A 26,127-nucleotide genomic window follows, 5' to 3' on the forward strand; every position below is an offset into this window, starting at 1 on the left:
CATGCTGAGCGCAGCGAAGCATCCAGAGGAAGCGCAACGGATGTCCGTGATCGCTGGATCCTTCGCTGCGCTCAGGATGACAGGTCGGTGGTGGAGGCGGGACTGATCGTGCCGCCTCCAGTCCAACGTTCTACCTTCGTCGCTGAGCTTTCCGTCCGGCGGACGGTCACTCCTTCACTTCCGCCTCGGCGGGTTGTTTCTCGCCCTCGGTTTCTTCCTCCTCGTCGTCGAGCAGGCTGGGCTCCTCGTTGCGTTTGGCGATCCACTCCATCACGCCGGCGAAGAGGCCGGTGAACATGAGGTCGCCGAAGAGGGTGTTGCGGAAAAAATAGATCGTGGGCGGATACTCCGGGTGGCCGATCGTGAGCGCCTGCCACCAGCCGGCGAGGGTCTTGGCGTAGAAGGCGTCGCTCCACCACGACAGCGTGTTGGTGACGAAGTAGAACAGCAGCGCACCGAGCAGGGAGCCGTTGAGCAGCCAGAGCCAGGATTTGCGGGTGGACACCCACCAGCCGAGTCCGAGGCCGGCGGCGAAGCTGATCACGCGGGCGACGTAGCCGGTCCACTCCAGGTGGTAGCCATATTCGCGGGCGTAGAACCAGTTGACGTAAAGATCCGTGAGGCAGAGCCCCGCGAAAGGCAGCAGCCACAGGCGCTTGTCGCGGAAATACACGGCGCCGCAGAACGCGATCGCGGCGAACGGCGCAAAATTGGCCCAGGTCATGTCCAGCGTCGGCAGCACCCGGTAGGCGAGTGCGAGCAGGATGAGGACGATGGCGGCGGTGCGCATGGAGGATTTTTAGGCCGGGGCGGAGGGGTGGGACAAAACGAAAAAAGCGTCGTTTCGTGTCATTTGCTCCTCATGAGTTCTCCGCTTCCCTGGCCATGAGCCAGAGCAAATCCGATGCACGGTTGACATACTGGCCGATGAGCGGGCGCAGGTGGCGGCCGGCTGCGGGGAGGGCGGCCAGCCGACGCTCGCAGCGGCGGGCGGTGGTGCGGGCGACTTCCAGGGCGGCGGAATAGGGATTGGCGCCCGGCGTGGCCCAGCCGTCGAAGCGCAGGCCCTTGGCTTCGAGGGCAGCGACGGCAGCGTCGAGGCGGGCGAGGTCGGCTTCGCTGAGGCGGGCAAATTTCGACGCCGCGTGGCGGGCCGCATCGGCTTCGGCGCAGGAGACCTCGCCCATGAGCGCGATCAGGTCGCGCTGGATGGCTTCGAGCGGGGCCGCGTCGGTGCCGGGCGCGCGCGCGGCCTTGGCGGCGCCGATGGCCACGTTGAGTTCATCGAGCGTGCCGACGGCCTCGATCTGAGGGTGATCCTTGGGCACGCGCTGGCCGTAGAGCAGGCTGGTGGTGCCGTCGTCGCCCTTGCGCGTGGCGATGGACTGGGGGCGGGAACCGCTCATCGCTCAGGGCTTCTTGCCGGCGTCGCGGGTCTGCTTCTTGAGGGCCTTCAGCTCCGGGTCGATGACGGCAAGGACGTCCTTGGCCATGCGGTCGATGAAGAGGATGCCCTGGAGGTGGTCGAACTCGTGTTGCACACAACGCGCGAGCAGGCCGTTGCAGCGCAGCGTGTGCGGCGTGCCGGACACGTCCTGGAACTTGACCGTGACCTCGTCGGGGCGCACGACGTCGCCGCGGATCTCGGGGAAGGACAGGCAGCCTTCCTCGTAGGAAGTGGTCGGCTCGGGCACGATCTTGAGGTCGGGGTTCACGAGCGTGAGCGGCATGAAGAGCTCCAGCGGCGGACGGGCTCCGTCGTATTCCCAGGCAAAATCGGCCTGAGTCTCGCGCAGGTCGAGCACGCAGAGCTGGAGGGCCTGCCCGATTTGCTGGGCGGCGAGGCCGATGCCGTTCGCCGCGTGCATGGTGTCAATCATGTCTTCCGCCAGCTGGGCGAGGGCAGCGTCGAACTTTTCCACCTTCACGCCTTTTTTGCGCAGGACGGGGCTGTTGAAGTGAACGATCGGGAGAACCATGGGTGAGGAGGAGGGACGGCGCAGGCTATTTGTCGTCGCAGACGGGCGGCAAATCTTTTGTTCCCGGTCGCTGGCCGGGTGACGGGACCGCGTCCCGGGGACGCTTCCGCCATTTACAGCCGGGCCGGCAATGCCCTGACTCCCCCGCGTGAATCTGCTGCCCAACCTGCTCGACTCGCTCGCGCTGAACGACCCGCTTGCCTACCTCGTGGTCTTCCTGGGCGTGTCGCTGCTCATGCTCTGGCGCCTGGAGGCGATGCTGGATTCCGGCCTGGAGGGCACGGCGCTCGGGACCCTGCTGCTGCCCTACTGCTCGGGACTGGGGAACCTGATCTTCGTGGCGCTGATGGTGCCGAAGTTCGGGGCCGCGTCGGAGGTGCTCACCAACTGCCTCGTGAACAACGTCACCAATCTCACGCTGCTGCTCGGGGTGCCGGCGTTGTGCTGGGGGCTCGCGATCCTGCCCGGCGCGGGCGGCGGCAAGGGCGGCAAGGCCGGGGGCAAGGCTGCCCGGCCGACGAAGGGCGGCGGCACCGAGGCGCAGATCAACCGGCTCTCGCTGCTGCTCACGCTGACGGCCGTGTTGTTCTTCACGGCGGCGGTCTGGTTGCTCGGGCGCGATGGTAAACTCACCGAGACCGACGGCTGGGCGCTCATCGGGCTCTTCCTCTTCTGGCAGTGTGTGCAGGTGTTCGACGTGATGAAGCACAACGTGCGGCACCGGGTCTCCTTCGGCTGGAAGTTTTACGCCGATGGGCTGGTCGTGCTGGTTTGCGCCTATTTTCTCTTCGAGACCATCGACTGGCTCGTGTCATGGATCTCGGCCCAGCGCACCGGCTTCATCAGCCGCGACAACCTCGGCTGGGTGACCGGCTGGCTCATGGTGCTGCCCAACGCCATCCTCGCGCTCTACTGGGGTTGGCGGCGGCGGGCGGACGTGGTGTTCAGTTCCCAGGTCGGCGACGGTCATATCTGCATTCCGCTGTGCCTCGGCCTGTTCGCGCTGGCGAAGCCCGTGCCGGTGCCGGCCTTCGCGCTCAACTCCTTCCTGCTGATCTGCGGTGCGGCGGTGACGCACATGCTGTTCCTTGCCTTGGCCGGCGGCCTGCCGCGCTGGGCCGGCGCGCTGATGTGCGCGGCGTATGGCGGATTTGTCTATCTCGGCCTGGCCGGCTGAACCCGTCGCGGACCGCTCAGTCCAGCGGATCGGCCCGGAAGGCGGAGGCCAGCTCGGCAAACGGCCGCTGCGCCGCGAGCCACTGCGGATCCTTACGGATGTCGTCCATCGACATCGTCGTGTTGTTGCAAAACAGGTAGGCGCCGGGGCCGAGGCGGATGCAGGCGTCGAAGTGCGCGCCATGGGCGTTGGGCGCGAACTCGAAGTCGCCGACGGCCATCTTGCGGCCCTGGATCTCGGTCTGCAGCGGGGCAATGTCGGTCTTGAAGCGGCGCTGGTAGGATTCCGCGCGCGGACCGTGGTAGGCGAGGATGGCGCCGGCCTCGCTGCCGAGCTTCACGAGCACCCACTCGTCGAAGAGCGGCCGCTTGAACAGGCTGTCCATGCGACCGAAGGCGAGGATGACGGCAGTGCGGGCGTCGGCGAGATTCATGCGGGGGATTTTTCAGCCCCGGTCTGGCGTGGCCAGAAGATTCTTGGCCGAAGCCGCGCGGGCGCGCGTCCGGTTTGCGTTGGACAGCTCCGGGCGGGCGAATCAAGCTGTCGGCTCGCCCCATGAAAAACCCGTCAATCTGCCTCCTCGGCCTGCTCGCCTTCCTTTCCGCCACCCGTCTCGTTGCCCAGCCTGATCCCGCCTGGCTCGTGCACGACCGGGACCGGCCGCTGCCGCCGGTGGTGGACCCCGGCACCCCGAGCACGCAGGAGCAACCCGGCCGGCCCCCCTCCGACGCCGTGGTGCTGTTTGACGGCCAGAGCCTCGCCAACTGGGTGGCCATGGATGGTTCCCTGACCAAGTGGGTGGTGAAGGACGGCGCGCTGGAGTGCGTGCCCGGCAGCGGTTACATCCGCACGCTCGCCGGTTTCGGCGACTGCCAGCTGCACATCGAGTGGACCGCCCCGACCAAGGTCGAGGGCAGCAGCCAGGGACGTGGCAACAGCGGCGTGTTCTTTGGCCGCGGCCGGTACGAGGTGCAGGTGCTCGATTCCCACGACAACAAGACCTACGCCGACGGTTCGGCCGGTTCGGTTTACAGCCAGTATCCGCCGCTGGCGAACGTCACGCGCGCGCCCGGCCAGTGGCAGACCTACGACATCATCTGGACCGCCCCCCGCTTCGACGATGCCGGCAAACTGATCTCGAAGGCGCGGGTCACCGTGCTGCACAACGGCGTGCTGGTGCAGAACAACGTCGAGCTGACCGGTCCCACCACGTGGATCGGCCGCCCGCCCTATGAGGCCCATCCCGAGCGCCTGCCCATCGCCATGCAGGACCACGGCAATCCCGTCCGCTACCGCAACATCTGGGTGCGCGAACTGGGCCAGCATCGCCACCCGGCCCTGGTGCTCGCCGACACCCTGCTCGAGACTTACGTGGGCGATTACGGCCGTCCCGGCCAGTGGAACACGGCGAAGATCAGCCGCCTGCCCGACGGCCGGCTTGGATTGAAGATGGCCGGCGCCGATCTCGTGCTCACCGCCGCTTCGACCACGCATTTCTACGCCGCCGGCACCGACGTCCAGGTGAAGTTCGACTTCACCGGCGACAAGAAGAAGGCGCAGGTCACCGTCGGTGAGGACTTCGCCCGCGCGATGGTCCTGGAGCGTGCGACCCCCTGAGCCCGGAGCCCGCGCGACCAAAAATTGCGAGAGAACCCGGTTTCATTTTACCTGTCAGACCTCCCATGAAAATCAGCCACCTGCTCCTGTCCCTGTTGCTCACCGCACTCCCGGCCCTGGCGATCGAACGCGGCCTGACCATCACGGCGCCCGCCGGGGTGAAGCCCGGCGAAAACATCCATGTCGTGGTGACCGCGAACACCGCGGCGACCGACGGTGAGCAGATCGGCTTTTTCCAGGTCGAGTATTCCAGCGACGGCGGCAAGTCGTGGATTCCGGTCTATGCGGAAAAGGTCGGCCGCTCCCACACGCGGGCGATCGACTTCCGGGCCGGCGCGGCTGGCTCCCCGGCGATGGTCCGGGCGCGCATGGCCTACCGCGGCGGCAAGTCCGGCGACGTGGATTTTGCCGGCAAGCCGCTCGACTGGGGCGGCAGCTGGACCAAGTGGGCAACTCCGCCCGCAAAGAGCGTGACCATCGAGGTCAAGTAAGGCGCTCGCGCCACCGGTCTCAGCGATTGGCCGCGGTCACCGGTCGTTCCACGTCCTTCAGCCGGTAGATCCGCAGGGGGGCGATCTCGGCCACGAAGTCGTAGTGGTCGGCAATCCACTGCCGCAGCGCCGGCACGGACTCGTGGGCGTGACGGGTGCGGTCGTCGAAGATGAAGGCACCCGGGCCGACCGCATCCACGAACCAGACGGGCCGCCAGCGCGCCAGGTCGCCGAGGTAGCGGTCCACGAAAAAGTCCGTGAGCGGCCACTGCATGATCTGGTTTCCGCTCTGGGCCTCGCGCGTGGCGTGGGGCAGCTGCGTTTCCACATGCAGATGCGGCGCCCAGCCCCACATCGCCAGCGTGTCGCCGGGAAGCAGGCGCGCCCGCAGGTAGGCGGCCGTGCCGGAAAGGGGCGCTTCCCAGTGCCGTTGCGCGTGGCCGACGAAGCGGTGATAGGCGACCGCCTGATTCAGGGCTTGCGGTCCCAGCGCGAGCAGGGCGAAGGCCCCGAGCGTTTTCCACGCGCGACTGACGCCTGCGGCGGGCTGGTCGGGCCAGGCGTTGCCGAGGATCACCCCCGCCAGCGTGGTGACGGGAATCACCAGCAGGTGGAGGTAGTGCGCCGACTCACGCCCCGGGCGAATCACGGTGAACCAGGCCGCGGCCAGCGAAATCCCGGCCAGCGGAATCGCGGCGCGCAGGAGTTCCGAGCGGCGGGGTGAGCGCAGATAGAGGAGGGCAAAAGCAAGGTTGCCCCAGAAGAACCAGCTGAACGAGGGCGACGTGGCGGCGAGGTGGAGGAATCGTCCCGGCATGTCCGCAAAGCGGTGCGCGGAGGTGTCCAGAAAATCAACGGCACTGACAATGTAGGTGAACCAGAACTGTCCCCAGAGGCCGAAGACGGTCAGGTAGAGACCGTGCAGCACCGACGGCGTCACGGCGCCGCCGATCAGGCCGGCCAGCCGCCGCCACCGCACCGCCTGATCACGGACCAGCCGCCAGACCAGCACGAGGCCGATCAAGCCGATGAGCCCGGCGTGCGGCGTGGACTGGAGTTTCCCGTAGGGCACGGCCCCGAGAAGGCAACCGGCCAGAAACGCGGTGCGCACCGCCGGGCGCTCCGTCGGGGTCAGCAGTGTCCGTACGAGATAATAGCCGCCCCACGCCATCAGGAAAATGCCGGGCAGCTCGCTGGAGTAATGCAGGAAATCGTCCCAGGAGGTCAGGCTCCAGAAAGCCAACCCGGGCAGCACGGCCAACCGGGCCGGCGATTCGTCCATGATTCTCCGCAGCGTAGCCCACACCGCCACCAAGGCTCCCGCCTGCAGCAGCGCGGCCACCACGCGGGCGGTCACGTAGTTGAACGGCGCGCCGAGCCACGAGGCAAAGACCAGGAAGTATTCGCAGAGCGGCCCGTGGGTCGTGGGATCGAGGTGTTTCCACGGCAGGAGGAAGCGGTCGAGCGTGAGCGCGCCCGACACGATCTGCGCCTCGTCGGGGTTCAGGTCCAGCCGGTAGAACCAGGTGGGCCAACGGAACGCGAGGAGCGTGAGGAATACCGCGGCGATGAACCAACCGGGCTGGTTGAGTTTGCCGGTCGTCTGGCCTTGCGGACGGAGTGCGAGGAACGCCGTCGCACCGAACAGCAGCCAGGCCGGTGTCCAGAAGCGCCACGGCGCGCCGTCCAGCCAGAAGAAGAATTCGCGGACCGCTTCCATCGGGCTTCAGCCGCGGGTGATTGGCATGGTCGGACGGCCCGCGGGCGCTCAGGCCTTGGGCCGCACCTTCCAGGCCTCGACGATCTGGCGGATGGTCTCCTCGAGCGACTGCGTGATGTCCCAATTCGGGTAGTGGGCCTTCATCTTGCGCAGGTCGGAGTAGTAGCAGATGTGGTCGCCGGCGCGGTTTTGGTCCACGTAGGTGAAGACCTGCGCCTTGCCCGAGAACTTCTCGGCGATCTTGAAGGCCTCGAGGATGGAGGTGCTGTTGGCCTTGCCGCCGCCGAGGTTGTAAACCTCGCCCGCGCGCGGGGCCTCGACGAAGGCCGCCATGAAGCGCGCCACGTCGAGCGAGTGGATGTTGTCGCGCACCTGTTTGCCCTTGTAGCCGAAAACCTTGTATTCGCGGCCCTCGAGGTTGCACTTCACGAGGTAGGAGAGGAAGCCGTGCAGTTCGACGCCCGAGTGGTTCGGGCCGGTGAGGCAGCCGCCGCGCAGCGCGCAGGTCGGCAGGTTGAAATAGCGGCCGTATTCCTGGACCATCACGTCGGCCGCGACCTTGGACGCGCCGAAGAGCGAGTGCTTCGACTGATCGATGGTGAAGGTCTCGGCGATACCGTGCGCGTAGGCTGGGTCGGCGTAGTCCCAGCGCGTGGCGAGTTCGGTCAGCTTGATGGTGTTGGGGGCGTCGCCATAAACCTTGTTCGTGCTCATGTGCACGAAGGGCGATTCGGGGCAGGCCTGGCGCGCGGCCTCGAGGAAGTTCAGGGTGCCGACGGCGTTGGTGTCGAAGTCGTCGAACGGGATCGCGGCGGCGCGGTCGTGCGAGGGCTGGGCGGCGGTGTGCACGATGACCGACGGCTTCACCGCCTTCACGAGGGCGAGTACGCCGGCGCGGTCGCGGATGTCGAGTTCGTGGTGGACGAAGCCCTTCAGCTCCTGCGCGAGCCGGCTCTGGTTCCAGCGCGTGTCGCCCTGCGGGCCGAAGAACACGGCGCGCTGATTGTTGTCCACGCCATGCACGGTGTAGCCGAGCGAGGCGAAATAAACGCAGACTTCCGAGCCGATGAGGCCCGAGGAGCCGGTGACGAGAAGGGTCTTTGCCATGGTGAAGCGGGAGCGGTCAGCCAGACAGGCGCTGGAGCGGGTTTCCAGCCGATTTTGTGTCCGGGAACGCGCTTGCCTTGGCGCGGCCCGAGGGCGTCATCGGGACCATGCTTTTGCGTTCCTGCATGCACGGGTTGGTCTTGCTGCTCGGGTTGGCGGCGACGGGCCTGGCCGTGGAGCGTTCGGTGGCCATCGAGGCGCCGCCGACCACCAAAGCCGGCGAGGCGTGCCGGATCGTCCTCATCGCCAGCACCACGGCAGGGCAGGGTGAACAAGTGGGGCTTTTCCAGGCGGATTTCTCAACGGATGGCGGTCGGACCTGGGCCGGGCTGTGCTATCTCGACAAGCTGGGACCCGAAACCCGGCAGGAACGCGACATCACGGCCGGCCCGGCGGGTTCCGAGATCCGGGTGCGTTTGCGCGTGGCCTTTCGCGACGGGCTGGCCGGTGACGTGGATTACCGGGGCGCGGCCATCCGTTGGCATGCCGGGTGGGAGAAATGGCAGGAGCCACCGGCGAAATCCGTGGCTATACCGGTCGTGGTGCGCTGAGCCGCCGCGTGCGAGCAAAGCGGGCTATACGCGGTCAGTGCAGGTTGTAGGCGCGTTGCAGCGCCTTGGCCCGCTCGATGTGCATGAACTCCAGCGCCGGCACGCGCACCGCCGGATCCTGGGTGGCGGGGGCGAAGATGAGCCGGCGAAGTTCGGTGCCGCGCCAGCCCGTGAAGTCCCGCAAGACCGCCGGCCAGCCCCGCAGGCAGAACCCGACGACAAGCACGGTCAGCAGCGCGGCCCCGAATCGGGCGCGTGACGCCGACAGGCGCGGCCACACCGCGGCGAGCAGGATGGCCACGCTGGGGAGCGACCCGAGCAGCGAGCTGTATTGGTAACGCGAACTCATCGCCGCGAGAAACCCGGTGTCATGCCGGCCGATGCCCAGCAGCAGGGAACTGCCGAGATCGTAGGCCAGCGCGAGCAGCAGCACGGGGCGGGTGCGTTCCGTGGCCAGCGCGAGGGCGGCACCCAGCAACCCGAGTTTCAGGCCGGCCGCGGTCAGGAGCGCGCCCGGGTGGAGCGAGCCGCCCAGCAGGGTGTGCCAGGGGTTCAGCAAAAAATAACTCAGGCCAAATTCCAGCGCGGCCCCGCCATTCTCGCCGAAGCGTTGATGCAGGCCGGAGGAATTCAGCTTGATCACCAATGCCACCGCCACGGCCGGCAGCAAGCAAAGCAGCCCGCGCGGCAAGGACCGCAGGAGGGTGCCGCGATCCCCGGCGAGCACGCCCGGCAGCAGCAGCCCCAGGCCGATCACGCCGCCGCTGATCACGCCGCGCGAAAAACAGCAGGCGCTGGCGGTCACGCACAGTGCGAGCCACAGGTCCTTGCGTCCAATCCAGTCCCCGTCGGAGTCCCGGGCCGAGGGCAGAAAATTGAGCCCGAGGAGCAGAAAGAGGGTGGCGAGGAGCGCCGACCATTGCACGGCCCAGCCCAGGCTCTCGAGGTTGCCGGGCGTCAGCGCGAACAGGGCCGCGACCGGGAGCACGACCCCGGCCGGGAGGCCGGTGCGCAGCAGCCAGCGGGTGAACAGACCGATGTTGGCGGCGTGGGTCAGCCAAAGCAGCGCCAGCATCAGCGGATAACTGCCGTTCAGGCTGAACACGGCCCCGGCCCAGCCCAGCTTGAAGAGCGGCACAAAGTTCTCGGAGAACACTCGCCAGATCCACGACCCGGTCCCCATCACCGCCATTTGGTCCAGCAGGAACAAATCGTCGCCAAACCAGAAAAGCGTCCGGAACTGCCCCTGCCAGATCAGAAAAGGCGCGAGCGCCGCCAGCCCGGTCACCGCCCAAAGCCAACGCGGCGTTCCGTCGGGGGCGGGGCGGGCGGCCATGTCGCCCTCCGCTCCCTTGGGCTCCGTGGCCCCGGGTGTTGCCCGGCGGGCCGCCCACGCCGCGGCGGCGTCCCAGCCCACGGCGACGATGAACAACAGCACCAGCGGATATACCGGCGCGAAGGAGGAAATCGTCAGCACGGGAAACGACGAGGCCTCGATCGCCGCGTGCATCAGGATGGATGCGGCCACGGCGCCCCACGCCGCGGCGGCCACCGTGAGCGGATACGTCCAGCGCCGGTGCCAGAGCAGCCAGCCGACCCGGGCCAGGGCGAGCAGCTGAGCGGACCAGAACAGCACCATGAGCACCGGGCGCAGCGCCTTGCCGATGGCGTGCAGCGTGTCGGCCTTCCACACGTTGAGCAGGTAGCGCTTGGCGCCGACGACATCGAGTTCGCCCTCCGGCGGGGACAGGCGTTCGCGCGTGAGATCGTGGAAGAGCTGCAGCTCCTCCGGCGAACCGGTGCTGGGCGGCGGCCGGCCGGCGAAGCGGCTGAAGCGAATCACGAAGTCCGCAAAATCCCGCGTCGCGCGCACGAAGGCGGGCGTCTGGTCGTCGCGCCACGGCGGAAGGAAACCGCTGCGGCGCGGGCCCGCCGGCAGCCGGCTCTCGTCGGCGGCGCGGTTGAGTTCGCGCGCCATCTCGCGGTAAAAGATGATCGCCTGCTGGGCGTTGCCCGCGTTGCCGGATTTGGCCACCGCTTCGCGCACGGCCCACATGAACCAGCCGCCGCCGATCTGGCCCTCTGCGGCCGGCCGCTTGGTGAAAAACTCCGAGGCGCCGGCCCAGCCTTCCGCCAGACCGCCGGCCTCAAACTGACGCTGCAACACCGCGAACCGAGGGCTCACCGCCGCCATCGCCTCGCGGGCCTCGCGCGTAACCGGCACGAAGGGAATCTCGGGCCCAACCCGAACCCGGAGCATTGCGCCGTAGGCATCCTGAAATTCCTGGGCGCGAAACTCGCAGGTGCCGAACCAGTCATAGTGCCGCTTGTTCTGGGCGCAGACCAGGTAAACGGGCCCGGCCGCGACGCCGAACGCCAGGGCCAGCATCGCCCCCGTGCGCATCACGGTGTCGCGCGACAGCCGCCACGCGCCCCACAGGCAGGCGCCGGCGAGCAGGGTCACGCTCGGGAGGAACCACAGCACCTCCTCGCGCGTGAGGTAGAAACACCCCGCCGCCGCTCCGGCCAGCACCGCCCACGGGCCCTGGCGGCGCACGTTCTCGTTCCGGCGCAGATAGAGGGCGACCAGTCCGGCAAAAATCATCAGCCCCAGCGGACCATAGACCTGCTGGCGCAGCACGCGTCCCATGCTGTGGGCGTCGTAGGTCATCGGGTTCCAGAGCAGGAGGGCGTAGATGGCGAATCGTGCCCCGGCCGACGCGATCGCCGGCCGCAGCGCGCGCACGAAGGCCCCGCAGGCCGCGGCGTAAAACAGGTGCTGGGCGAAAAACAGCGGCAGCCCGACCATGAACGCCGCCGCGATGAAGAGGGAATAGAATGGGCCCTTGGCCAGGGTCAGCTCGTTGTAGGGGCCGAGCCAGTCGCCGCGCACGAGGTGTTGAGCGAGCTCGATGAACAGCCGGTCGTCGTGCCCGGCGCCGCCGATGGCAAACACGCCCTGGCCGCGGCTCAGCCAGAGCTTGGCGACCGTGAGCAGGAGCGCCGCGCCGAGCCAGAGGCGGTTCCGGAGCGCGGGCGTCATGCGGTTTCAGAGCGCGTGTCGAGCCGCAGCACGCCGAGGAAGAAACTCGTGAGGATCATCTGGCAGCCCAGCACGAGGCAGAGGGCGCCGGGGATCACCCAGCGCAGCGTCGCCGTCGGGTTGTGCAGGGGGCCGAAGCCCTGGCCGCCCCAGATCCAGACCGCGCCGACGGACAAAATCAGGCCGAGCACCACGAGCACCGTGCCCGAAACCAGTCCCGCCTCGAGCGTCACGTGGCGGAACCATTCGTCGAAGCCCGCCTCGGCCCGACGCAGCCCGGCGCGGATCGCGAAGAACTTGCTCAGCACCGCAAAAGACGCGGCCTGGAAACCGATCAGCACCGCGACCGCCGCGAAGAGCAGCGTGTGCACGTCGAGCGTCACCCGCCCGAGCGGGAGCGGACCCTGCACGAGCGCGCCGCCGAGCAGCAGACCCGCCGCCATCAGCAAGATGCCCGGATACCAGAACAGCCAGCGCGGGCTGAACAGGAGCATGAAACGCAGGTGCCGCCAGCCGTCGCGCCACGGCCGCAGGTGCGGCGGCCGGTCGCGGCCGTCCTTGCGCAGCACGGTCGGCACTTCCTCGACGCGCAGGCCGAAGAGCACGGACTTGATGACGATTTCCGACGCCAGCTCCATGCCGGTGGTGCGCAGGTCCATGCGGCGATAAGCGTCGGCGGTGAAGGCGCGCAGGCCGCAGTGGAAGTCGCCGATGCCGGTGCGGAAGAACAGCCGGCCGATGAACGAGAGGATCGGGTTGCCGATGTGGCGGTTTTTCCACGGCATCGCGCCGGGCTCGATGCCGCCGAGGAACCGGTTGCCCATCACGAGGTCCGCGCCCGCGCGCAGGCGCTCGACGAAGCGGGGCAGGTGGCCGAAGTTGTAGCTGCCGTCGGCGTCGCCCATGAGGATGAACCGGCCGCGGGCCGCCGCGATGCCGCCGCGCAGGGCGTTGCCGTAGCCCTTGACCGCGATGGGCACCACGCGCGCGCCGGCCTTGGTCGCGAGGTCCTGCGAGCCGTCGGTGCTGCCGTTGTCGGCCACGACCACCTCGCCCGCGATGCTGCTGGCGGCGAGCGCGTCCATCGCCTCGCGCACGCAGCCGGTGATCGTCCGCGCCTCGTTGAGGCAGGGGATGACGACGGTGAGTTCAGGCGCCGCGGCGGCGGGTGATGGGACGGGGGCGGACACGCCCCGGAGCAAAACACCGGCCGAGGGCATGGCAAAGGCAGAAATGCCAGTCGTGCGCCGGTCAGTTTTGGTGGAACCGGTGCTCCGCGCCGGTTGGCTCGATCCCAGCCCGCGATGGAGCGCGGGCTCCACCTTTTTGCGAACCCGAAAAATTCCGGCTTTGCGGACGGCGGTGAGATCACAATACTGCGCGAAATGGATGATCCCGCCCAAGCCATCGAGGAAGCCCGCCGCGCCGGCATCGATCTGGCTTTGGTGGATTCCAACCTCGCGCTCAGCTACGAGGAACGCGTGCTGCGGCACGCCTCGGCGCAGGAGCTGATGTGGGCCCTGAAGGAAGCCGGAGCCGCCTATGAAAAGTCTGCACGTTCTGCTGCAGAGATTCGCTGACGCGGGTCTGGACTTCGTGGTGGTGGGTGGATTTGCCGGCGTCCTGCACGGATCCACCTACGTCACTGAGGATCTCGACATCTGCGCGGTGATGTCGCCCGAAAACGTGGCGAAACTGCGATCCGCGCTGGCCGATCTGCACCCGGTGCATCGCATGACCCACCAGCGGCTGTCGTTTCTGGAGCACCCGCCGGCGGGCCAGCCTCTGGCCAACGTCTATCTCGAGACAGATGCGGGCGTCGTGGATGTGCTCGGCAGTGTGCTGGGCATCGGAGATTACCAAGCCCTGTTGCAGCACGCCATCGCGGTTCCGCTGTTCGGGCGAACCTGCCACGTCATTTCCATGGAGGACTTGATTAAGGCCAAGGAGACTCTGGGCCGTGACAAGGACAAGCTTGTGGCCAAGGAGCTGCGCGCCATCCAGGCCAAACGCCAGCTCGGGCGATCGGAGCCGCGCTGAGCCGCGCCTCTATTGACTCCGGAAGCCCAAGCTCCCGCGCCGACGGCTCGGACTTGGAATACCTCGCGCTATAGCACATTCATAAGAGTTGTAGCCGCGCTTAAGCCGCAGGCGAAAGCGGGGTCAGGGGACGACCACTTTGTCGCCGTTTCGACAAGCTCAAGGTCCCGAGCCTGTCGAGGGACTGCGCTCCAAAGCGGCTACACTTCAATTTAAACTGGTCCAAGTCCGCCAAGGTTTCGGTCTTCCTGTGCGACCTTCGCGGACTTTGCATGAGGTCTGTCTTGATCCTGGAACAGATGTTAAAGCATTCCTTTCCGGACTTTCAGCGCATCACAATCCGTTCCAGCCGCCGCCAGCTGCGGGCATTTCTTCCCCCAGGTTGAATCGGATGGTTTGTTCCAGGATGTAGATGACCGGACGTCCGTTCTCGTCAGCCATCGGATAGTATTTCCAACGCTTGGCCGCGTCCAACACCGCCTGGCCAAACTCCGCCGTGGGTGAGCTGCTGACGACGGTGTAGTCAATCGCTTCTCCGGTTTGATCCACGATGATCCGGACTACTCCGACTCCCTGGATCCGGTTTCGCTTTGCTTCTGTCGGATAGACCGGTGGCGTGGACTTGTCGCAGCGCACCTGGTTGGCATCGAAAACCGAGACTTCCAGGCCCTTGTGCATCATCGTGCCGATGGGCTTGGCCGTGATCGACGAAACGACCGGTTGGTGGGTGCTGCAGCCGGCAAGGGCCCACATAATCGCCGGTAAAATCGCCGCGAGGATTGAATGTCTATAGGGGTGATTCATGGATAACGAGCCATCTTCGACACGCTCCACGCAACGGGGTTCATCACCCATGAAAATATGATTGCTGGCTCTAAAAGCTCGCGGTCACCGACAGCGAGTAGGTGCGGCCGCGCCAGTCGCCGTAGGGCTGGACGCCGGCGCCGGTGGGGTCGGCGGCGTATTTCGGGAAGTCGAAGCCGGAGAGGTTGTTCACGCGCAGCTGGGCATGCAGGCGGAAGTTCTGCGGGTTGCCCGGCAGCCAGCGCGTGAGGTCGGTCTGGGCGAAGGCGTCGAACTGCCAGTAGGGCTTGATCCGGCTGGCGCCCTGGGCGGCTTGCTCGATGAGGGGCAGTGTGCGCTCGCCGAGGTAGTGTCCGTCCACGCCAAAACCCCAGGCCGGGCCGGTCCACGCGGCGCCGAAGGTGAGGCGGTGACGCAGCAGGCCGGGCGCGGTGCCGTCGGGATGATCGAGCTGGTCCACGACGGGTTGCGACGGGTCGAGTTGGTTGGCGTAACGCTGAAACCACACCCAGCGGCCGCGCAGCTCGAGCGTGCCGCCGAGGAAGCCGCTCCAGGCGTATTCGGCCGCGAGGTTCCAGTTCTGCGAGTGCCGCTGAGACACGTTGGCAAAGCCGGTCAGCAGGGTGGTGATGCGGCCGGTGCCGGCGGGATCGCGCTCCACCCGGTCGGGGAAAAAGGATTCGAGGTTCACCACGGTCTGGGCCGTGAGCCCGATGATCTCGTCGGTCTTGGTGGTGTCGGCGAAATCCAGCGAGGCGCGGAAGCGGTGCGTGCGGCCGCGGGTGAAGACCAGGCCGGCGGTCTGCGTGACGGCGGATTCGGCGCGGATGTCCGGATTCACCGCCACCTTCGCGTCGGTGAAGTAGCTCTCGCCGCGAACCGGATCAACGATGCTCACGAGATCGGCGCCCGAGCCGCTGCCACTGCCTTGGTCCAGCCGGCGGCTCATCACCGGGTTGGGAAACCGGTTGGACGTGGTGTAGGAGGCGCGGAAGGCGAGGCCGTTGCGGAGATCTACCTTGAGGCCGAAGGTCGGCGCGAGATTCGTCTCATTGGACTGGGTGGAAACGATGTAGCGGACGGCGGTGTCGGTCTCGACCGACCTGATGGCCCGCGGCAGCATCCGCACGGGCACGAGCGGGGCCTGGATTTCGCCGAAGACGCTGATGCGCTCGAGCGTGCGACCGCTCCATTCCTCAATCGCTGCGGCCGGGGTGCCGTCGGCGAAGCGCGGCGCGGAGGTGTAGGGCGCGAGGCGGTTGAGCCGGTAGTCGGCCCCGAGGTTGAGCGTGCCCTCGCCGGTGGGCAGCGGCAGCGCCTCGTGGGTGAGCCGGGCGGCGCCCTCGATCGTGTGGTAGTCGCCGAGCGTCACGAACCGCCCCGGCCCGCCGTGATGGATGAGCGCGCGGTCGTAGAACTCCTGCGGTGGGCCGTGTACCTGCGTGTCCCGCAACGGTTGGTAGAGACCGGCGTCCACGAGCTGCTGCCAACGGTCGTGATCCACGCCCACCAGCCCGCGGTAACGTGCGACGTTGCGGGCATATTGGGCGTCGAAGGTCAGCTTCCAGTCGCCCGGGAGCTTCAGCAGTGCGCCACCCACGAAGGAGAAGGAGTCGAGCTGCGCCTCGTTGTAATTCTGGCCGAGGGCTGGCGTGGTCTCGTGCAGGGCGACGCGCAGGTCCTGGCCGAAGGGATTCAGCGTGGTGTTGGCGCGGGCGAGTTCCAGCTCGGCCGCGAAGACCTCGTGGCCGCGGTGCACGATCGTGCGGCCGTAGCTGGCGTCGAGGCCAAGCTGGAGCCAGGGCGTGGCATCGAACACCGCCGAGCCATACCAGGTGGCGCGGCGCTGCTCGCGCCCGTAGAGGAAATCCTGGCTGTTGGGGTTCGTCGCGAGGCCGCCCGGCGGATCGAAGGGGCCGGTGCTGAACACGCCCTGCCTGCCGGTGAACGCGGCCAGCCCGCCGCGACCGTCGGCCCCCGGCGGGACGGACGCGAAGTTGGCCGTGCCGGCCCCAAACAGGGGCGAGCCGTCGGCGCTGACGACATTGGGCGTGTCGCGCGGCGCAAAGCCCGCCGGGGTGCGCACGAGCCGGGCGCGCTGGTAGCCGAGCTCGCTCTCCACCGCGGGCGCGGTCTCCGTAAAGGTGGCGTTGAGGCGCAGGCGCAGCCGGCCGTCGAGCAGGGTGCGGCCGTGGGAGAGCGAGACGGAGGCCTGCGGGGCATCGAATCCGCCCATGGCATTGGTGTAGGTGGTGCGCAGCTCCGTGCCGTCGAGGTCGGGCGTGAGCACGATGTTGATCACGCCGCCGACGGCGTTGCCGGTGTAGAGGGCCGAGGCCGAGGTCGGGAGCACCTCGATCTGCTGCACGAGCGAGAGCGGCACGAGGTTCACGTCGGGGGTGCCGAGCTCGCCGGGGACGTTCGTGAAGGTTTCCGGCAGACGCCGGCCGTTGACGAGGATGACGGTCTCGTCGGAGCCGTAGCCACGCAGCTGGAGGTTGGAGCTGCCCGAGATGATGCTGCCCTGCGTGCTGTCCTGCTCGGGCGGCTGGGTGGTGTTGGACTCGAGGAGCTCGCGCTGGAGGAACTCGTTCAGCTGCACGACGCCGCTGCGGACAATCTGCTCACGGTTGAAGACCGTGAACGGCAGCGCGTTGTCCGCCGTGCGCGGCAGGTCAAGGTTGCCGGCGGCGCGGCGCGGGGCGGCGCCCACGCCTTCGCCGATGGGCAGGCGGTCGTTGCGCTCGGTCACGACATAGGGATCGAGCACCGTGATGTCGGCGGCGGCGCGCAGCCGGAGCGAGCCGAGGTCAAGCGCGCTGCCGGTCTCCACCGCGAGGCCGGTTTGCTCCAGCAACTGGTAGCCGGGGCCGCCGGCGAAAAGCCGGTGCGTGCCGGGTGCGACGGTCGGAAACACGAAGGCCCCGTTCGAATCGGTGGTCGTGCGCAGGCGCGTGCCGGCGAGGGCGACCGGCAGGTTCGCGGCGGGCTCGCCGGCCGGCGTCAGGATACGCCCGGTGATCGCACCGGTCGTGGACACGACGCGCGTGATCACGAATTTCCCGCGCAGGTTTCGCCGGGCGGCGAAGCCCGTGTCCTTGAGCAGCTGTTCCAGCGCCTGCGCCGGTTCCAGGCGGCCGCTGACCGCCTGCGCCTGCACGGTGCGCAGGTCGTCGTAGGAATAGAGCACCTCCACGCCCGCCTGGCGCGAGAAGGCCAGCAGGGCCTCGGCGGCGGGCTGCGCCGGCAGGTTGAAGTCCACCGGGGCGGCCCGACTGATCACACCCAGCAGCAGGCTGGCGGCGAGCAGGCCAAGGCGGAATACGAAGATCGAGGTGGAACGGCTTGTCCCCAAGACGTTGGTTCTACGAGCGGGTGTCGAACAACGCGTTGGGAGCAACGCGTTCCACCAACCTGCCAGACGCTGCGCCGGCGAAGTTGGTCCGGGGTGGAACCTGCGCTCCGCGCGGGCTCCACCTTCCCGAGCGGATAAGCCGAGGGGGTGTGGTATCGCCTGCATGGATCCGGCTCAGCTTTCGTCGGGCAGGCGGACCCGGATGGCGCCGTCGGTCTCGCGGCTGACGCGCAGGTTCATGCCCTCGGTCTCCTCGAGGAAGGCGAGAAAACCGTCGAGATCGTCGAGGCTGTAGTTGCCGCCCACACGCTTGCCGGCGGCGGCGGTGCTGGCCGTGAGCGTGCGTCCGTGATAGCGGGCGAAACGCGCCAGGGCCTCGCGCAGCGGCGTGTCGGCGAAGACGATGCGGCCCTGACGCCAGGCCAGCGTGTCGTCGAGCTGGCCGGCGCTCAGGCGGGCTAGGTTGATTTGCTGCGCGTCGCGCACGAGTCGGTCACCGCCGGTGAGGTTCTGCGGCGCGCCGCCGCCACCGGGGCGCACCTGCACGGAGCCCTCGCGCACCGTGACCTCGAGGCTCGCGGCGGACTCGGTGCGGACGTTGAACGCGGTGCCGGTCACGCGCACGGAGCCGGCGGGCGTCTCGACGTAGAACGGCCGGGCGGGGTCCTTGGCCACGCGGAAAAAGGCCTCGCCGCCCGCGAGCCGCACGCGGCGCTCCGTGGCGGTGAGCTCGACGGCGGCGGCGGTCTGGGCGTTCAGCTCGACCTGCGAGCCGTCGGGCAGGGTGAATTCCTGCCGGGTGGCGACCGCGGTGCCGAGGTTTTGAGAATGATTCTGTGGCTGGCCGGGCCACAGAAAAACCGCAAGGGCCGCGGCCGCCGCGAGCGTCGCACCGGCCCATGCCGGACGGCGCAACCAGGGAAACGGACGGACAGCCATTGACGCGGTGGGGGATTCCGCCAACTCGTCCCTGACCCCTGCAAGCAACGGCAGCTGCTGCTCGAGATCGGCGGAAAACTGGCAGTAGGAGGCAAGGAGCGGGCGGTGCGCCGGGTCGGCGGCGAGCCAGGCGGCGAGTTCGCGCTGGTCGGCGGCGGACAGCTCGGAACCGTCGAGGCGGGCGGCCCAGAGGGCAGCCTGTTCGTCGGCTTGGGCGGTAGGAGGCGTGGAAGGATTCATGACGGGAAGGCCTCGGAACGCGAGGCGGGGGTGGCCGGGGACGACGGAGAAGGGCGAAGGGAGAAGGGAGAACGGAGGTCCACAGAGGGGACGGCGGGGCGGGAAGCTCCGCCGGTATTTTGCAGCGCGGCCTTCAGCAAGCGGAGGGCGCGGGCGTGCTGTTTTTCGACGGTGCTGATGGCGATGCCGAGGCGGTCGGCGATTTCCTGGTGGGAGAGGAGTTCGACCTTGCGGAGGAGGAGGACTTTGCGGCAGCCCTCGGGCAGGGCGGCGATGGCCTGCTCCAGCTGCTGGAGTTCCTGGCGGGCCATCACCTGCTGGGCCACGCCGGGTGCGGCGGAGGGCAGGACATCGTCGGCCGGCGGTTCCGGCAGGAAGGGCACGATGCGGCGGCGCTTGAGGCGGTTGAAGGCGAGGCGGCGGGCCGTGGTGTAGAGGAGGGCCTCGGGTTTTTCCGCCTGCTGCTTCTCCACGAGCGGATAGACCCGCAGGTAGGCGTCGTGGGCGACGTCCTGCGCCTCCGCGGAATTCCCGAGGATCCGGGCGAGGTGCTGCCGCAGCGGCGTGAGCGTGCGCTGGTAGAGCCCGGCGAAGGTCCGGTCACTGGGCGGCGGTTCGGACATGGTGGTAGCGTGTAACACTTCACCACTGAAGACAACCGCGCAGCCCCGACCCGCTATCCGGCGGTGCGATTATTGACCGACCGGTTCCTCCCTTTGCCCCATGGGTTAGGCATGGGCGCGCCAGATGTGGCCGGAGAAGACATTAACCCAGTTCGCCTTACCCGGGAACCAGCGATCACTCCACGCGCGCGTTCAGGAGGCCGGGTTGCGGGTTTGGATCAGCGCCTGCAGGAAGCTGCCATCGGTGGGGACGCGGGCTACTTCCCGGTGCGGTTCAGACTCTCGGTCCATACGGTGCAGGCCTCGTTGCTGGCGAACTTGTAGATGCCCTTGGGTTGGCCGCGTCCCCGCGCCAACCGGGCGGCGGTGCGCTGCAACCGGGCGAAACGCGGCCACGAAGTCTGCCGCAAATGGCCGAGGATCTTGATCGCAGGTTTCTCCACGCAGGAAGATTCGTCCCAAAAACGGGGTCGTCAAGTGCGGCTCCGGGCGCAGCTCCGGGGCTATACCTGCGACGCTGCTGCCCCGTCGCCCTTTCGGATCAACCGAGGATATCTCCCGGCACCGGTGACATTGACGTCGTCCCTCGGGGGCGTATCAAGTCCTGACCAATCCGGGAAGCCGAGGGCCGCGGCCACCCCGGACCAGCCAGCAAGATGGTGCAGCATTTAAGACATTGCCCTCGTCACACTTTTCCACAGCCCACCGAGCCCAGGTCGGAACTGCGCGCGTCCATGGCTCGTCGTAGATAATAGGCACAAGAACAATGCCCCAAGAGAATCCCTATTCAGGTCGAGAGGCGGTGATGTTTGATTTTGCCTGTGATGCTCAAAAAAGAGGCGAGCATTTCTTCTACATTAAGATTCCCGGGAATATCGGACCTGTTGAGCGCGGTGATCGCTTTGAGGATCCGCTAGCGGACAAACTTTCTGGACTTGGGGTTGGTAACGTATGCGGCGGCGGGTCGCAGCTGGGTGAAGGCAAGACCATCGAGTATTGCGGCATAGACGTCATCCTGACGAAACGCGAAGAAGGATTGGCGGTCATATTGGCGGCTTTGCGTGCTTTGGATGCACCCGCCGGCACTGTAGTGGAAGAGTATCTTCCAACCCGCATAGATCATCCCGTTTATGCTTAGATCGCTAATCCGGAAGCCCATCCCAATGTCCCGGCTGACATGCAGTCAGGACGCATCGTAAACGTTGGCCGATAGAAACTATGTCCCCAAAAGAAGAAGCGTCACTTCGTCAGCTTTACTCGACCTGGCCACTGGAGCGATTGGCTCGGGCTGCTTCCGTTGAGAAGCAGCAATATACGCCAGAGGCAGTGGCGATCATGCTGGTGGAACTGGAGCAGCGTGGTCTGGCCACCGACTCGGTGGCGAAGTTTGCGAGCACGGTTCCTCCATCGTTGCCATCAGGACCGGGCCGAGTGCTGGTGACCGATACCTGGCTGCTGCCAGCGCGTCTGGACCGCAGGCAATACAGGATCAGAGCCGCCAGCGTTGTCTTCGGCACCGTCGCGCTGGCGGTTCTTCTCGAGTTCATCCCGTTTCTCCAACCGGCCAGTTTTGTCATTCTGGCCGTCTCCAGCTTTCTGTATTGTGCCCTTGGCTTGCTGTTACCGCGGTGTCGTGACGCGGGCGTGCCTTCGGGAATGGCGATAGTCTTTGCGCTCTTCCCGTTCACTGCATTTCTGACGTTTTTTGTTTTATTCTTTATCCCATCAAAGGCAGAGGACGGGAGCGCCAAGCAACTACCGGAAACGCCGGCTGGCGCCCCGGTCTCTGTCGATCAACCAAAGGCTACGCGTCCCTGACTTCAATTTACTGGCGGAGAAAAATCACCATGCCTCGTTTAAGTGAATCAGTAAGCGGTGCACTCAGGACGTTCTCATTCTGGATCGCCAATCGCAGCGTCGGTCATCCGATCCTAGAGGGCATCGATTATTCGTGCATTTTTGAAGAGCCGAGCGCGCTAGAGCAGGTTTACGCCATTTACGCGAACGTCCTCGAGTGCGACGAGCGCGGTCAGGTCATCAACGCACGTCATGCCGAAAGAAGAGCGGCTCAGTATATACTCTCTTATGTCACCGGTCGGCGCCCGGAGCCGGAATTCGAAGGCTGGGAGGTTGCCCTCCACCAACCGCCACCAAAGATTGATCCGAAAAGATCATGAAGAAGAATGCCGATCTCCTGTTGCCAGAGCCAATGTCCGGGTTGGCGCCCGACTAAGGTTCATAGTAATCGATCCAAAAGAAAAATGACCTCAAAGATCAAACTATCGCCCCTTGAGGAAGCTGCATACCTGTTGGTATCCGAGATCTGGGAGCGCAAGTGGGATCACATATCCGAAGTTAAGAACCAGCCTGTTGAGGGTTGGATAGTCATCCCAGCGGAACTCGAGCGCCGAAATCCGGGATACGAGAAGAGCGAGTATGTTCGTGCCATCACGAAAGGGATGCTGTGCTACCGATGAAATTCTGGTGCGGCTTCGAAGAGAATAGTATCAGGTTTGAAGTGCGACAGGAGTGAAGCGATCACGGCACCCGGCAAGGGGGTGTGATTTGCTCATGCAATCCCGCCTGCGATTCGGCGGTTCCGCCAACAGGCAAAGGCACCGAGGGAGAAGGCGAGGGCGAGGACTGCCAGCGTGGCGTGGAGGCGGCTCTGGCTTTCGCGCTGGAGGCGCTGGGTCAGGTCCACGGCGAGATTCGGGCGGTCCGTGGGAATGGGCGGGGCGACGGCGATCCAAGCTTGGCCCTCGGTGCGGCCGTCGTAGAGCACCAGCCGGGCCAGCCGGCCGCGATGGGCGGTGACGTCCACCGTCCAGTAGGCGATGCCTTCCTGATTCGGGCCGGGACAGCTGATCTCCTCGCCCTGCCAGATGCCCTCGTGGTCGAGCAGGCGCAGGCGCAGGCCGTTGCCGTCGCCCGTCGGATAGCCGGCGAAGGGCACGACGAGCCAGGGCTGGCTGAGCGTGAAGGAGGAGCTCAAGATGGTGCCCGTCCAGCCCGGGCCCTCGGGGGCGGTTCCGTAGAAACGGTTGCGCAGTTCCGGCGGCGAGAGCGGGGCGGCACCCTGCAGCCGTTCGGGCGGCAGGGGTGAGTTAAACGTGAAGTCGTAGGTGATGTCCGTCAGCGCGGCGTCGCCGCCAAGCATCTGCGTCCAACGCGCCTCCCGGCTGAAGACGAGTGGGTTGCTCCAGAGGAACAGAGCGCCGGTGCAGGCCACGGCGCCGGCCAAGGCCACCCAGCCGGGCCAGCGGTCGGTGCCGGGCGCGAGCTGTGTCAGCGGTTGGTCGTGAGTCGGGCGCGCAAAGGTCAGGACCAGGCCCGCGCTCAGCAGCAGGCCGCCGCCGAGCAGCCACCAGGGCCAGCGCTCCTGCAGGCCGCGGTTGAGGCGGCCGAGTGCGGTGTCGCCGGCGGGGTTCACCGACGCGGGCAACAGCGCGCGGAAGTCCGCCCGGTCGAGCAGCGGGCGCACGAGTTCGGGGCTGTTGGTCAGCACCCAACGCGTTTCCTTCTGCTCCATCGGCTGGGGATCGCCGCGTTCGAGGTAGGCGCGGAGCGCCTCGCGCCGCACCTGGTTGCTCTGGGCGGCGGTCTGGTGGAAATACGCGGCGTGGCCCTCGGTGGCGTTTTGCCAGAGGCCTGCGACGAGCAGCGCACCCCAGAGCGTCGCGCCGGCCATGAAGGGCCAGCGCACGCGGCCGGGGGCGGGCACAAGGCGCGTGAGGGCGAGCGCACCGGCCAGCGCGCCGATGAACAACAGGTCGCCGTAGCGCGAGACATGGCCCTCGGTGCCGCCGCCGCGCGCCAGCGCCAGGCCCACGGCGTGGGCGAGATTCCAGAGCCCGAGGGAAAAGATGATGCGGTCGGCGGCGTTGGCATCGGACCGCCCGCGCAGGCGCAGCGCGTGCACGAGCCACGGCACCTGCAGGATGGCCGCGGCGCCGGGCAGGTTGCTCGGCCAGCCGAGTTGGAAGATCACGCCATGCAGCACGTCGAGCAGGCTGCGGGCTTCGTTGGCCGGACCGGCGCGGCCGCCGGCCTGCCAGTGGATGAGGCCGAACATCGCGAGCCCGATTCCCGCCACCACGGCCGGGGCGACCAGGCGGCGGCGTTCCCGTTGGCCGGTCCATAGGATGGCGGCGACCACCGCCAGCGGCGCGGCCCACATGCTCGCGAGCGTGCCGAGTCCGGCCATGCCCATGCCCTGCGCGAACCACCAGCGGCGACTGCCGGGCTCCTGCGTGTGCGCGCCGTGCACGTGGACAAAGAGGCAGAGCAGCGCCAACGGGAACTGCGACTGGAAGCCCCACGCGATGTTTTCCCAGGCGAAGGGCAGCGCGCCGCCGAGCAGCAGCACCGCGGAGACGAGGCCCGCGCCGCGCGCGGAGAAGGTCCGCCACGCCCAGCGGGCGACGAGCCCGATGAACAGCGAATGCAGCGCGGCGTTGAGCGTCATCTGCACGAGCGGGTCCCAGCGGCCGGTGAACACGACCTGCAGCCAGCTCAGGAGGCGCGTCCACACCGGCAGGTGCTCGAAGTGCGGCGTGAAGAAGGTCCAGGGCCGCAGCGTTCCGTCGAGCCACGGGCCGATGATCTGCTGCGCCTCGATGATCCACTGGTCGTTGTAGGGGATGTCGGCGGCGTAGGTCGCGATTTCCCGCAGGCGCGCGGCGAAAACGAACACCATCACTCCCGTCGGCACGAGCCAGAGGCGGTGCGGGTTGGCCGCGACGGTTGTCGAAGCAACCGGCGTGTCGGCCGCAGCGGGTTGACGCCACGCGGCACAGGCGTCGGCCACGATGGCCGCGAGCGCGACAAGGTAGAGTGGGTAGGCGGAGGCCATCGCCGCCGGGCTCATGTTGAAGAAGGCCGTGACGTGCACGAGCACGTTGATGACGAGGTAGGCCGCGCAACCACCGAGCAGCGCGAGCGCCAGCCCGAGGCGGAAGGTGGGGCGGTGGTTGACGGCGGACTCGAGCGTGCGCACGAGGCCGACAAAGAGCACCAGCGGCCCAAGCCAGCCAAACAGACGGCCGATCAGCAGGCCGAAGGATTCGAGGCGTTCCACCTTGGCACGGGCGACTTCGGCCTGGGCCGGCGGGAGCGGATCGGGCGAGCGCGGCGCGTGGCTCAGGCGCATGTTCACGATGTCCCGGAACGGCTTGAGCTCGGCGTAATCGCCGACGCTGTCGGGCGCGCGGGCGGTGAAGCCCTTGAACTGGATAAAAAACGCGAGGTACTCGGCCGCGCCGTCGGCCAGCGGACCGACGTCCTTTTCGCTGAGCGGCGGCACGAAGCCCGAGCGACGCGGGCGGGCGGGCACCTTGCCGGCGTCGCAAGCGGCGTTGAGTTCGTCGGCGATGCGCCGGTAGTGCCGCATCGCCGTGCCGGCATCGGGCGCGAGGCCGGCGGCGGCCATGGCGTCGCGGATCGCCCACACGAACCAGCCGCCGCGGATTTGGCGCTCGCTGGCGGGGAAGAGGTTTTTCTCGACCCAGTGTTCGCCGATCGGGCCCTCCAGGTGCGGACGCAGCTGAGCAAAGGCCGGGCTCAGCTCATAGGCCGCCTCGCGCATCTGGCGCGTGACCGGCACCTGGTGCGGCAGCTCCGGACCGACCTGGAGCCGGGTGAGCGCGCCGTAGGCATCTTTGAAATCCTTCGCGCGGAACTCAACCGTGCCGAACCAGCCATAGTGGCGGTAATTCAGGGTCGAGACGATGAGCGAGGGCAGCACGGCGGCGCCGACAAACAGACCGAGGCTCACGGCGAGCGTCCGCCAGCGGGTGGCGAGTTCGCGGCCGAGTGACGCGGCGACACCGAAGAGGAGCAGGCCGACGGCGGGCAGCAGCCAGACGCTTTCCTCGCGCGTCAGCCAAAAACAGCCGAGCGCCAGGCCGCCGAGCGCGGCGGGGGCGGCCTGTTTTCGCCAGGATTCGCGGCGGTGGTGGAACAGGCGCACGAGGCCCGCGACCACGAGCAGCGCGAGCGGCGTGTAGACGTTCTGCCGCATGAGCCGGCCGAGGTTGCCGGCGTCCCAGGTCATGGGGTTGGCGAGCAGCAGCGTGTAGAGGCCGAACTGTGCGCCGGCCGACGTGAACCACGGCCGCAGGGCGCGGGTGAGCGTGGCGGCGGCGCCCGCGTAAACCAGCTGTTGCGCGAGGATGAGCGGCAGGCCGGTCCAGAAGACGCCGGCGAGGAAGAGCGGGAAGAACGGACCTTTCGCCAGCGTGAACTGGTTGTAGGGCCCGAGCCAGTCGCCGTTGATGAGATGCGCGGCCTGGAGGGCGAAGAGCTTGTCGTCGTGGATGGCCGCGCCGATGGCGTAGATCGTCTGGCCCGAGGTGAGCCAGAGTTTGGCGACGGTGAGCGCGACCGCCGTCCAGAACCACGCGCGACTGGAGGCAGCGGGCGACATCAACGGGTGGCGGC

23 protein-coding genes are annotated in these 26,127 nt (G+C 67.4%); 9 read left to right on the forward strand and 14 right to left on the reverse strand.

From position 1 onward, the window contains the following. Window positions 1-166: 166 nt before the first annotated feature. The 3 genes from ESB00_RS04985 to def form a co-directional block, all read right to left on the reverse strand. Window positions 167-790, reverse strand: a complete 624-nt coding sequence (locus ESB00_RS04985) for a DUF6580 family putative transport protein (protein ID WP_129046620.1) — start codon at window positions 788-790, stop codon at window positions 167-169. A gap of 70 nt (window positions 791-860) precedes the next feature. Further along, window positions 861-1,406, reverse strand: coding sequence for a cob(I)yrinic acid a,c-diamide adenosyltransferase (locus ESB00_RS04990; RefSeq protein ID WP_129046621.1), 546 nt, complete (start codon window positions 1,404-1,406; stop codon window positions 861-863). Between the two features lie 3 nt (window positions 1,407-1,409). Next, window positions 1,410-1,979 (reverse strand): peptide deformylase, encoded by a 570-nt coding sequence (gene def / locus ESB00_RS04995; RefSeq protein ID WP_129046622.1) that lies wholly within the window; start codon window positions 1,977-1,979, stop codon window positions 1,410-1,412. Window positions 1,980-2,127: 148 nt separating this feature from the next. Here def and ESB00_RS05000 point away from each other — a divergent pair, with 148 nt between their 5' ends. Further along, entirely contained in the window at window positions 2,128-3,156 is a 1,029-nt protein-coding gene (locus ESB00_RS05000) for a sodium:calcium symporter (protein ID WP_246026408.1), read from the forward strand. 16 nt (window positions 3,157-3,172) lie between these two features. Here the strand turns inward: ESB00_RS05000 and ESB00_RS05005 are convergent, their stop codons facing one another. After that, complete coding sequence (locus ESB00_RS05005; RefSeq protein ID WP_129046623.1) at window positions 3,173-3,589, reverse strand: hypothetical protein; 417 nt, start codon at window positions 3,587-3,589, stop codon at window positions 3,173-3,175. Window positions 3,590-3,711: 122 nt separating this feature from the next. Between ESB00_RS05005 and ESB00_RS05010 the strand changes: the two genes are divergently transcribed. Together ESB00_RS05010 and ESB00_RS05015 are read left to right on the forward strand one after the other, a co-directional pair. Next, window positions 3,712-4,773 (forward strand): 3-keto-disaccharide hydrolase, encoded by a 1,062-nt coding sequence (locus ESB00_RS05010; protein WP_129046624.1) that lies wholly within the window; start codon window positions 3,712-3,714, stop codon window positions 4,771-4,773. Window positions 4,774-4,838: 65 nt separating this feature from the next. Beyond that, on the forward strand, window positions 4,839-5,264 hold the full coding sequence (locus ESB00_RS05015; RefSeq protein WP_129046625.1) for a hypothetical protein: 426 nt from the start codon (window positions 4,839-4,841) through the stop codon (window positions 5,262-5,264). Between the two features lie 19 nt (window positions 5,265-5,283). On the opposite strand, the gene ESB00_RS05020 is transcribed toward ESB00_RS05015, so the two are convergent. Next, the gene (locus ESB00_RS05020) at window positions 5,284-6,984 is read right to left on the reverse strand and encodes a uroporphyrinogen decarboxylase/cobalamine-independent methonine synthase family protein (RefSeq protein ID WP_129046626.1); all 1,701 of its coding nucleotides are present in this window, start codon (window positions 6,982-6,984) and stop codon (window positions 5,284-5,286) included. 48 nt (window positions 6,985-7,032) lie between these two features. Next, entirely contained in the window at window positions 7,033-8,091 is a 1,059-nt protein-coding gene (locus ESB00_RS05025; RefSeq protein WP_129046627.1) for an NAD-dependent epimerase/dehydratase family protein, read from the reverse strand. A 107-nt stretch (window positions 8,092-8,198) separates the two neighbouring features. On the opposite strand from ESB00_RS05025, the gene ESB00_RS05030 reads away from it, so the two are divergent. Next, window positions 8,199-8,642 carry a hypothetical protein gene (locus tag ESB00_RS05030; RefSeq protein WP_129046628.1) on the forward strand — a complete coding sequence of 148 codons (444 nt, stop codon included), beginning with the start codon at window positions 8,199-8,201 and terminating at the stop codon, window positions 8,640-8,642. 34 nt (window positions 8,643-8,676) lie between these two features. On the opposite strand, the gene ESB00_RS05035 is transcribed toward ESB00_RS05030, so the two are convergent. Both ESB00_RS05035 and ESB00_RS05040 read right to left on the reverse strand, forming a co-directional pair. Then, the gene (locus tag ESB00_RS05035) at window positions 8,677-11,685 is read right to left on the reverse strand and encodes a hypothetical protein (protein ID WP_129046629.1); all 3,009 of its coding nucleotides are present in this window, start codon (window positions 11,683-11,685) and stop codon (window positions 8,677-8,679) included. Further along, entirely contained in the window at window positions 11,682-12,875 is a 1,194-nt protein-coding gene (locus tag ESB00_RS05040; protein WP_246026409.1) for a glycosyltransferase family 2 protein, read from the reverse strand. The genes ESB00_RS05035 and ESB00_RS05040 overlap by 4 nt, the downstream gene beginning before the upstream one ends. 195 nt (window positions 12,876-13,070) lie before the next feature. Between ESB00_RS05040 and ESB00_RS05045 the strand changes: the two genes are divergently transcribed. Continuing rightward, a complete protein-coding gene (locus ESB00_RS05045; protein WP_129046631.1) occupies window positions 13,071-13,265 on the forward strand; it encodes a hypothetical protein in 195 nt (64 codons plus the stop codon). Beyond that, window positions 13,228-13,725, forward strand: coding sequence for a nucleotidyltransferase (locus ESB00_RS05050; RefSeq protein WP_129046632.1), 498 nt, complete (start codon window positions 13,228-13,230; stop codon window positions 13,723-13,725). The genes ESB00_RS05045 and ESB00_RS05050 overlap by 38 nt, the downstream gene beginning before the upstream one ends. Window positions 13,726-14,058: 333 nt before the next feature. Here the strand turns inward: ESB00_RS05050 and ESB00_RS05055 are convergent, their stop codons facing one another. The 5 genes from ESB00_RS05055 to ESB00_RS05075 form a co-directional block, all read right to left on the reverse strand. Continuing rightward, window positions 14,059-14,529 carry an energy transducer TonB gene (locus ESB00_RS05055; RefSeq protein ID WP_164976054.1) on the reverse strand — a complete coding sequence of 157 codons (471 nt, stop codon included), beginning with the start codon at window positions 14,527-14,529 and terminating at the stop codon, window positions 14,059-14,061. Between the two features lie 70 nt (window positions 14,530-14,599). Next, a complete protein-coding gene (locus ESB00_RS05060; protein ID WP_129046634.1) occupies window positions 14,600-17,884 on the reverse strand; it encodes a TonB-dependent receptor plug domain-containing protein in 3,285 nt (1,094 codons plus the stop codon). A 174-nt stretch (window positions 17,885-18,058) separates the two neighbouring features. After that, on the reverse strand, window positions 18,059-19,063 hold the full coding sequence (locus ESB00_RS05065; RefSeq protein WP_129046635.1) for a FecR domain-containing protein: 1,005 nt from the start codon (window positions 19,061-19,063) through the stop codon (window positions 18,059-18,061). After that, window positions 19,060-19,686: an RNA polymerase sigma factor gene (locus ESB00_RS05070; RefSeq protein WP_129046636.1), complete on the reverse strand. Its 627-nt coding sequence runs from the start codon at window positions 19,684-19,686 to the stop codon at window positions 19,060-19,062. Before ESB00_RS05070 ends, ESB00_RS05065 begins: the two co-directional genes overlap by 4 nt. Before the next feature lie 257 nt (window positions 19,687-19,943). Further along, a complete protein-coding gene (locus tag ESB00_RS05075; protein ID WP_129046637.1) occupies window positions 19,944-20,129 on the reverse strand; it encodes a hypothetical protein in 186 nt (61 codons plus the stop codon). 323 nt (window positions 20,130-20,452) lie between these two features. Between ESB00_RS05075 and ESB00_RS05080 the strand changes: the two genes are divergently transcribed. The 3 genes from ESB00_RS05080 to ESB00_RS05090 all read left to right on the forward strand — a co-directional run bounded on the left by ESB00_RS05080 (window position 20,453) and on the right by ESB00_RS05090 (window position 21,863). After that, window positions 20,453-20,824: a hypothetical protein gene (locus ESB00_RS05080; RefSeq protein WP_129046638.1), complete on the forward strand. Its 372-nt coding sequence runs from the start codon at window positions 20,453-20,455 to the stop codon at window positions 20,822-20,824. 80 nt (window positions 20,825-20,904) lie between these two features. After that, window positions 20,905-21,504: a DUF805 domain-containing protein gene (locus ESB00_RS05085; RefSeq protein ID WP_129046639.1), complete on the forward strand. Its 600-nt coding sequence runs from the start codon at window positions 20,905-20,907 to the stop codon at window positions 21,502-21,504. Between the two features lie 29 nt (window positions 21,505-21,533). Then, a complete protein-coding gene (locus ESB00_RS05090; RefSeq protein ID WP_129046640.1) occupies window positions 21,534-21,863 on the forward strand; it encodes a DUF7677 family protein in 330 nt (109 codons plus the stop codon). Between the two features lie 392 nt (window positions 21,864-22,255). Here ESB00_RS05090 and ESB00_RS05095 read toward each other — a convergent pair whose 3' ends face one another. Further along, on the reverse strand, window positions 22,256-26,113 hold the full coding sequence (locus ESB00_RS05095; RefSeq protein WP_129046641.1) for a hypothetical protein: 3,858 nt from the start codon (window positions 26,111-26,113) through the stop codon (window positions 22,256-22,258). Window positions 26,114-26,127: the final 14 nt, after the last annotated feature.

Origin of the sequence: Oleiharenicola lentus, assembly GCF_004118375.1 — a bacterium.
Taxonomy (GTDB): Bacteria; Verrucomicrobiota; Verrucomicrobiia; order Opitutales; family Opitutaceae; genus Lacunisphaera; species Lacunisphaera lenta.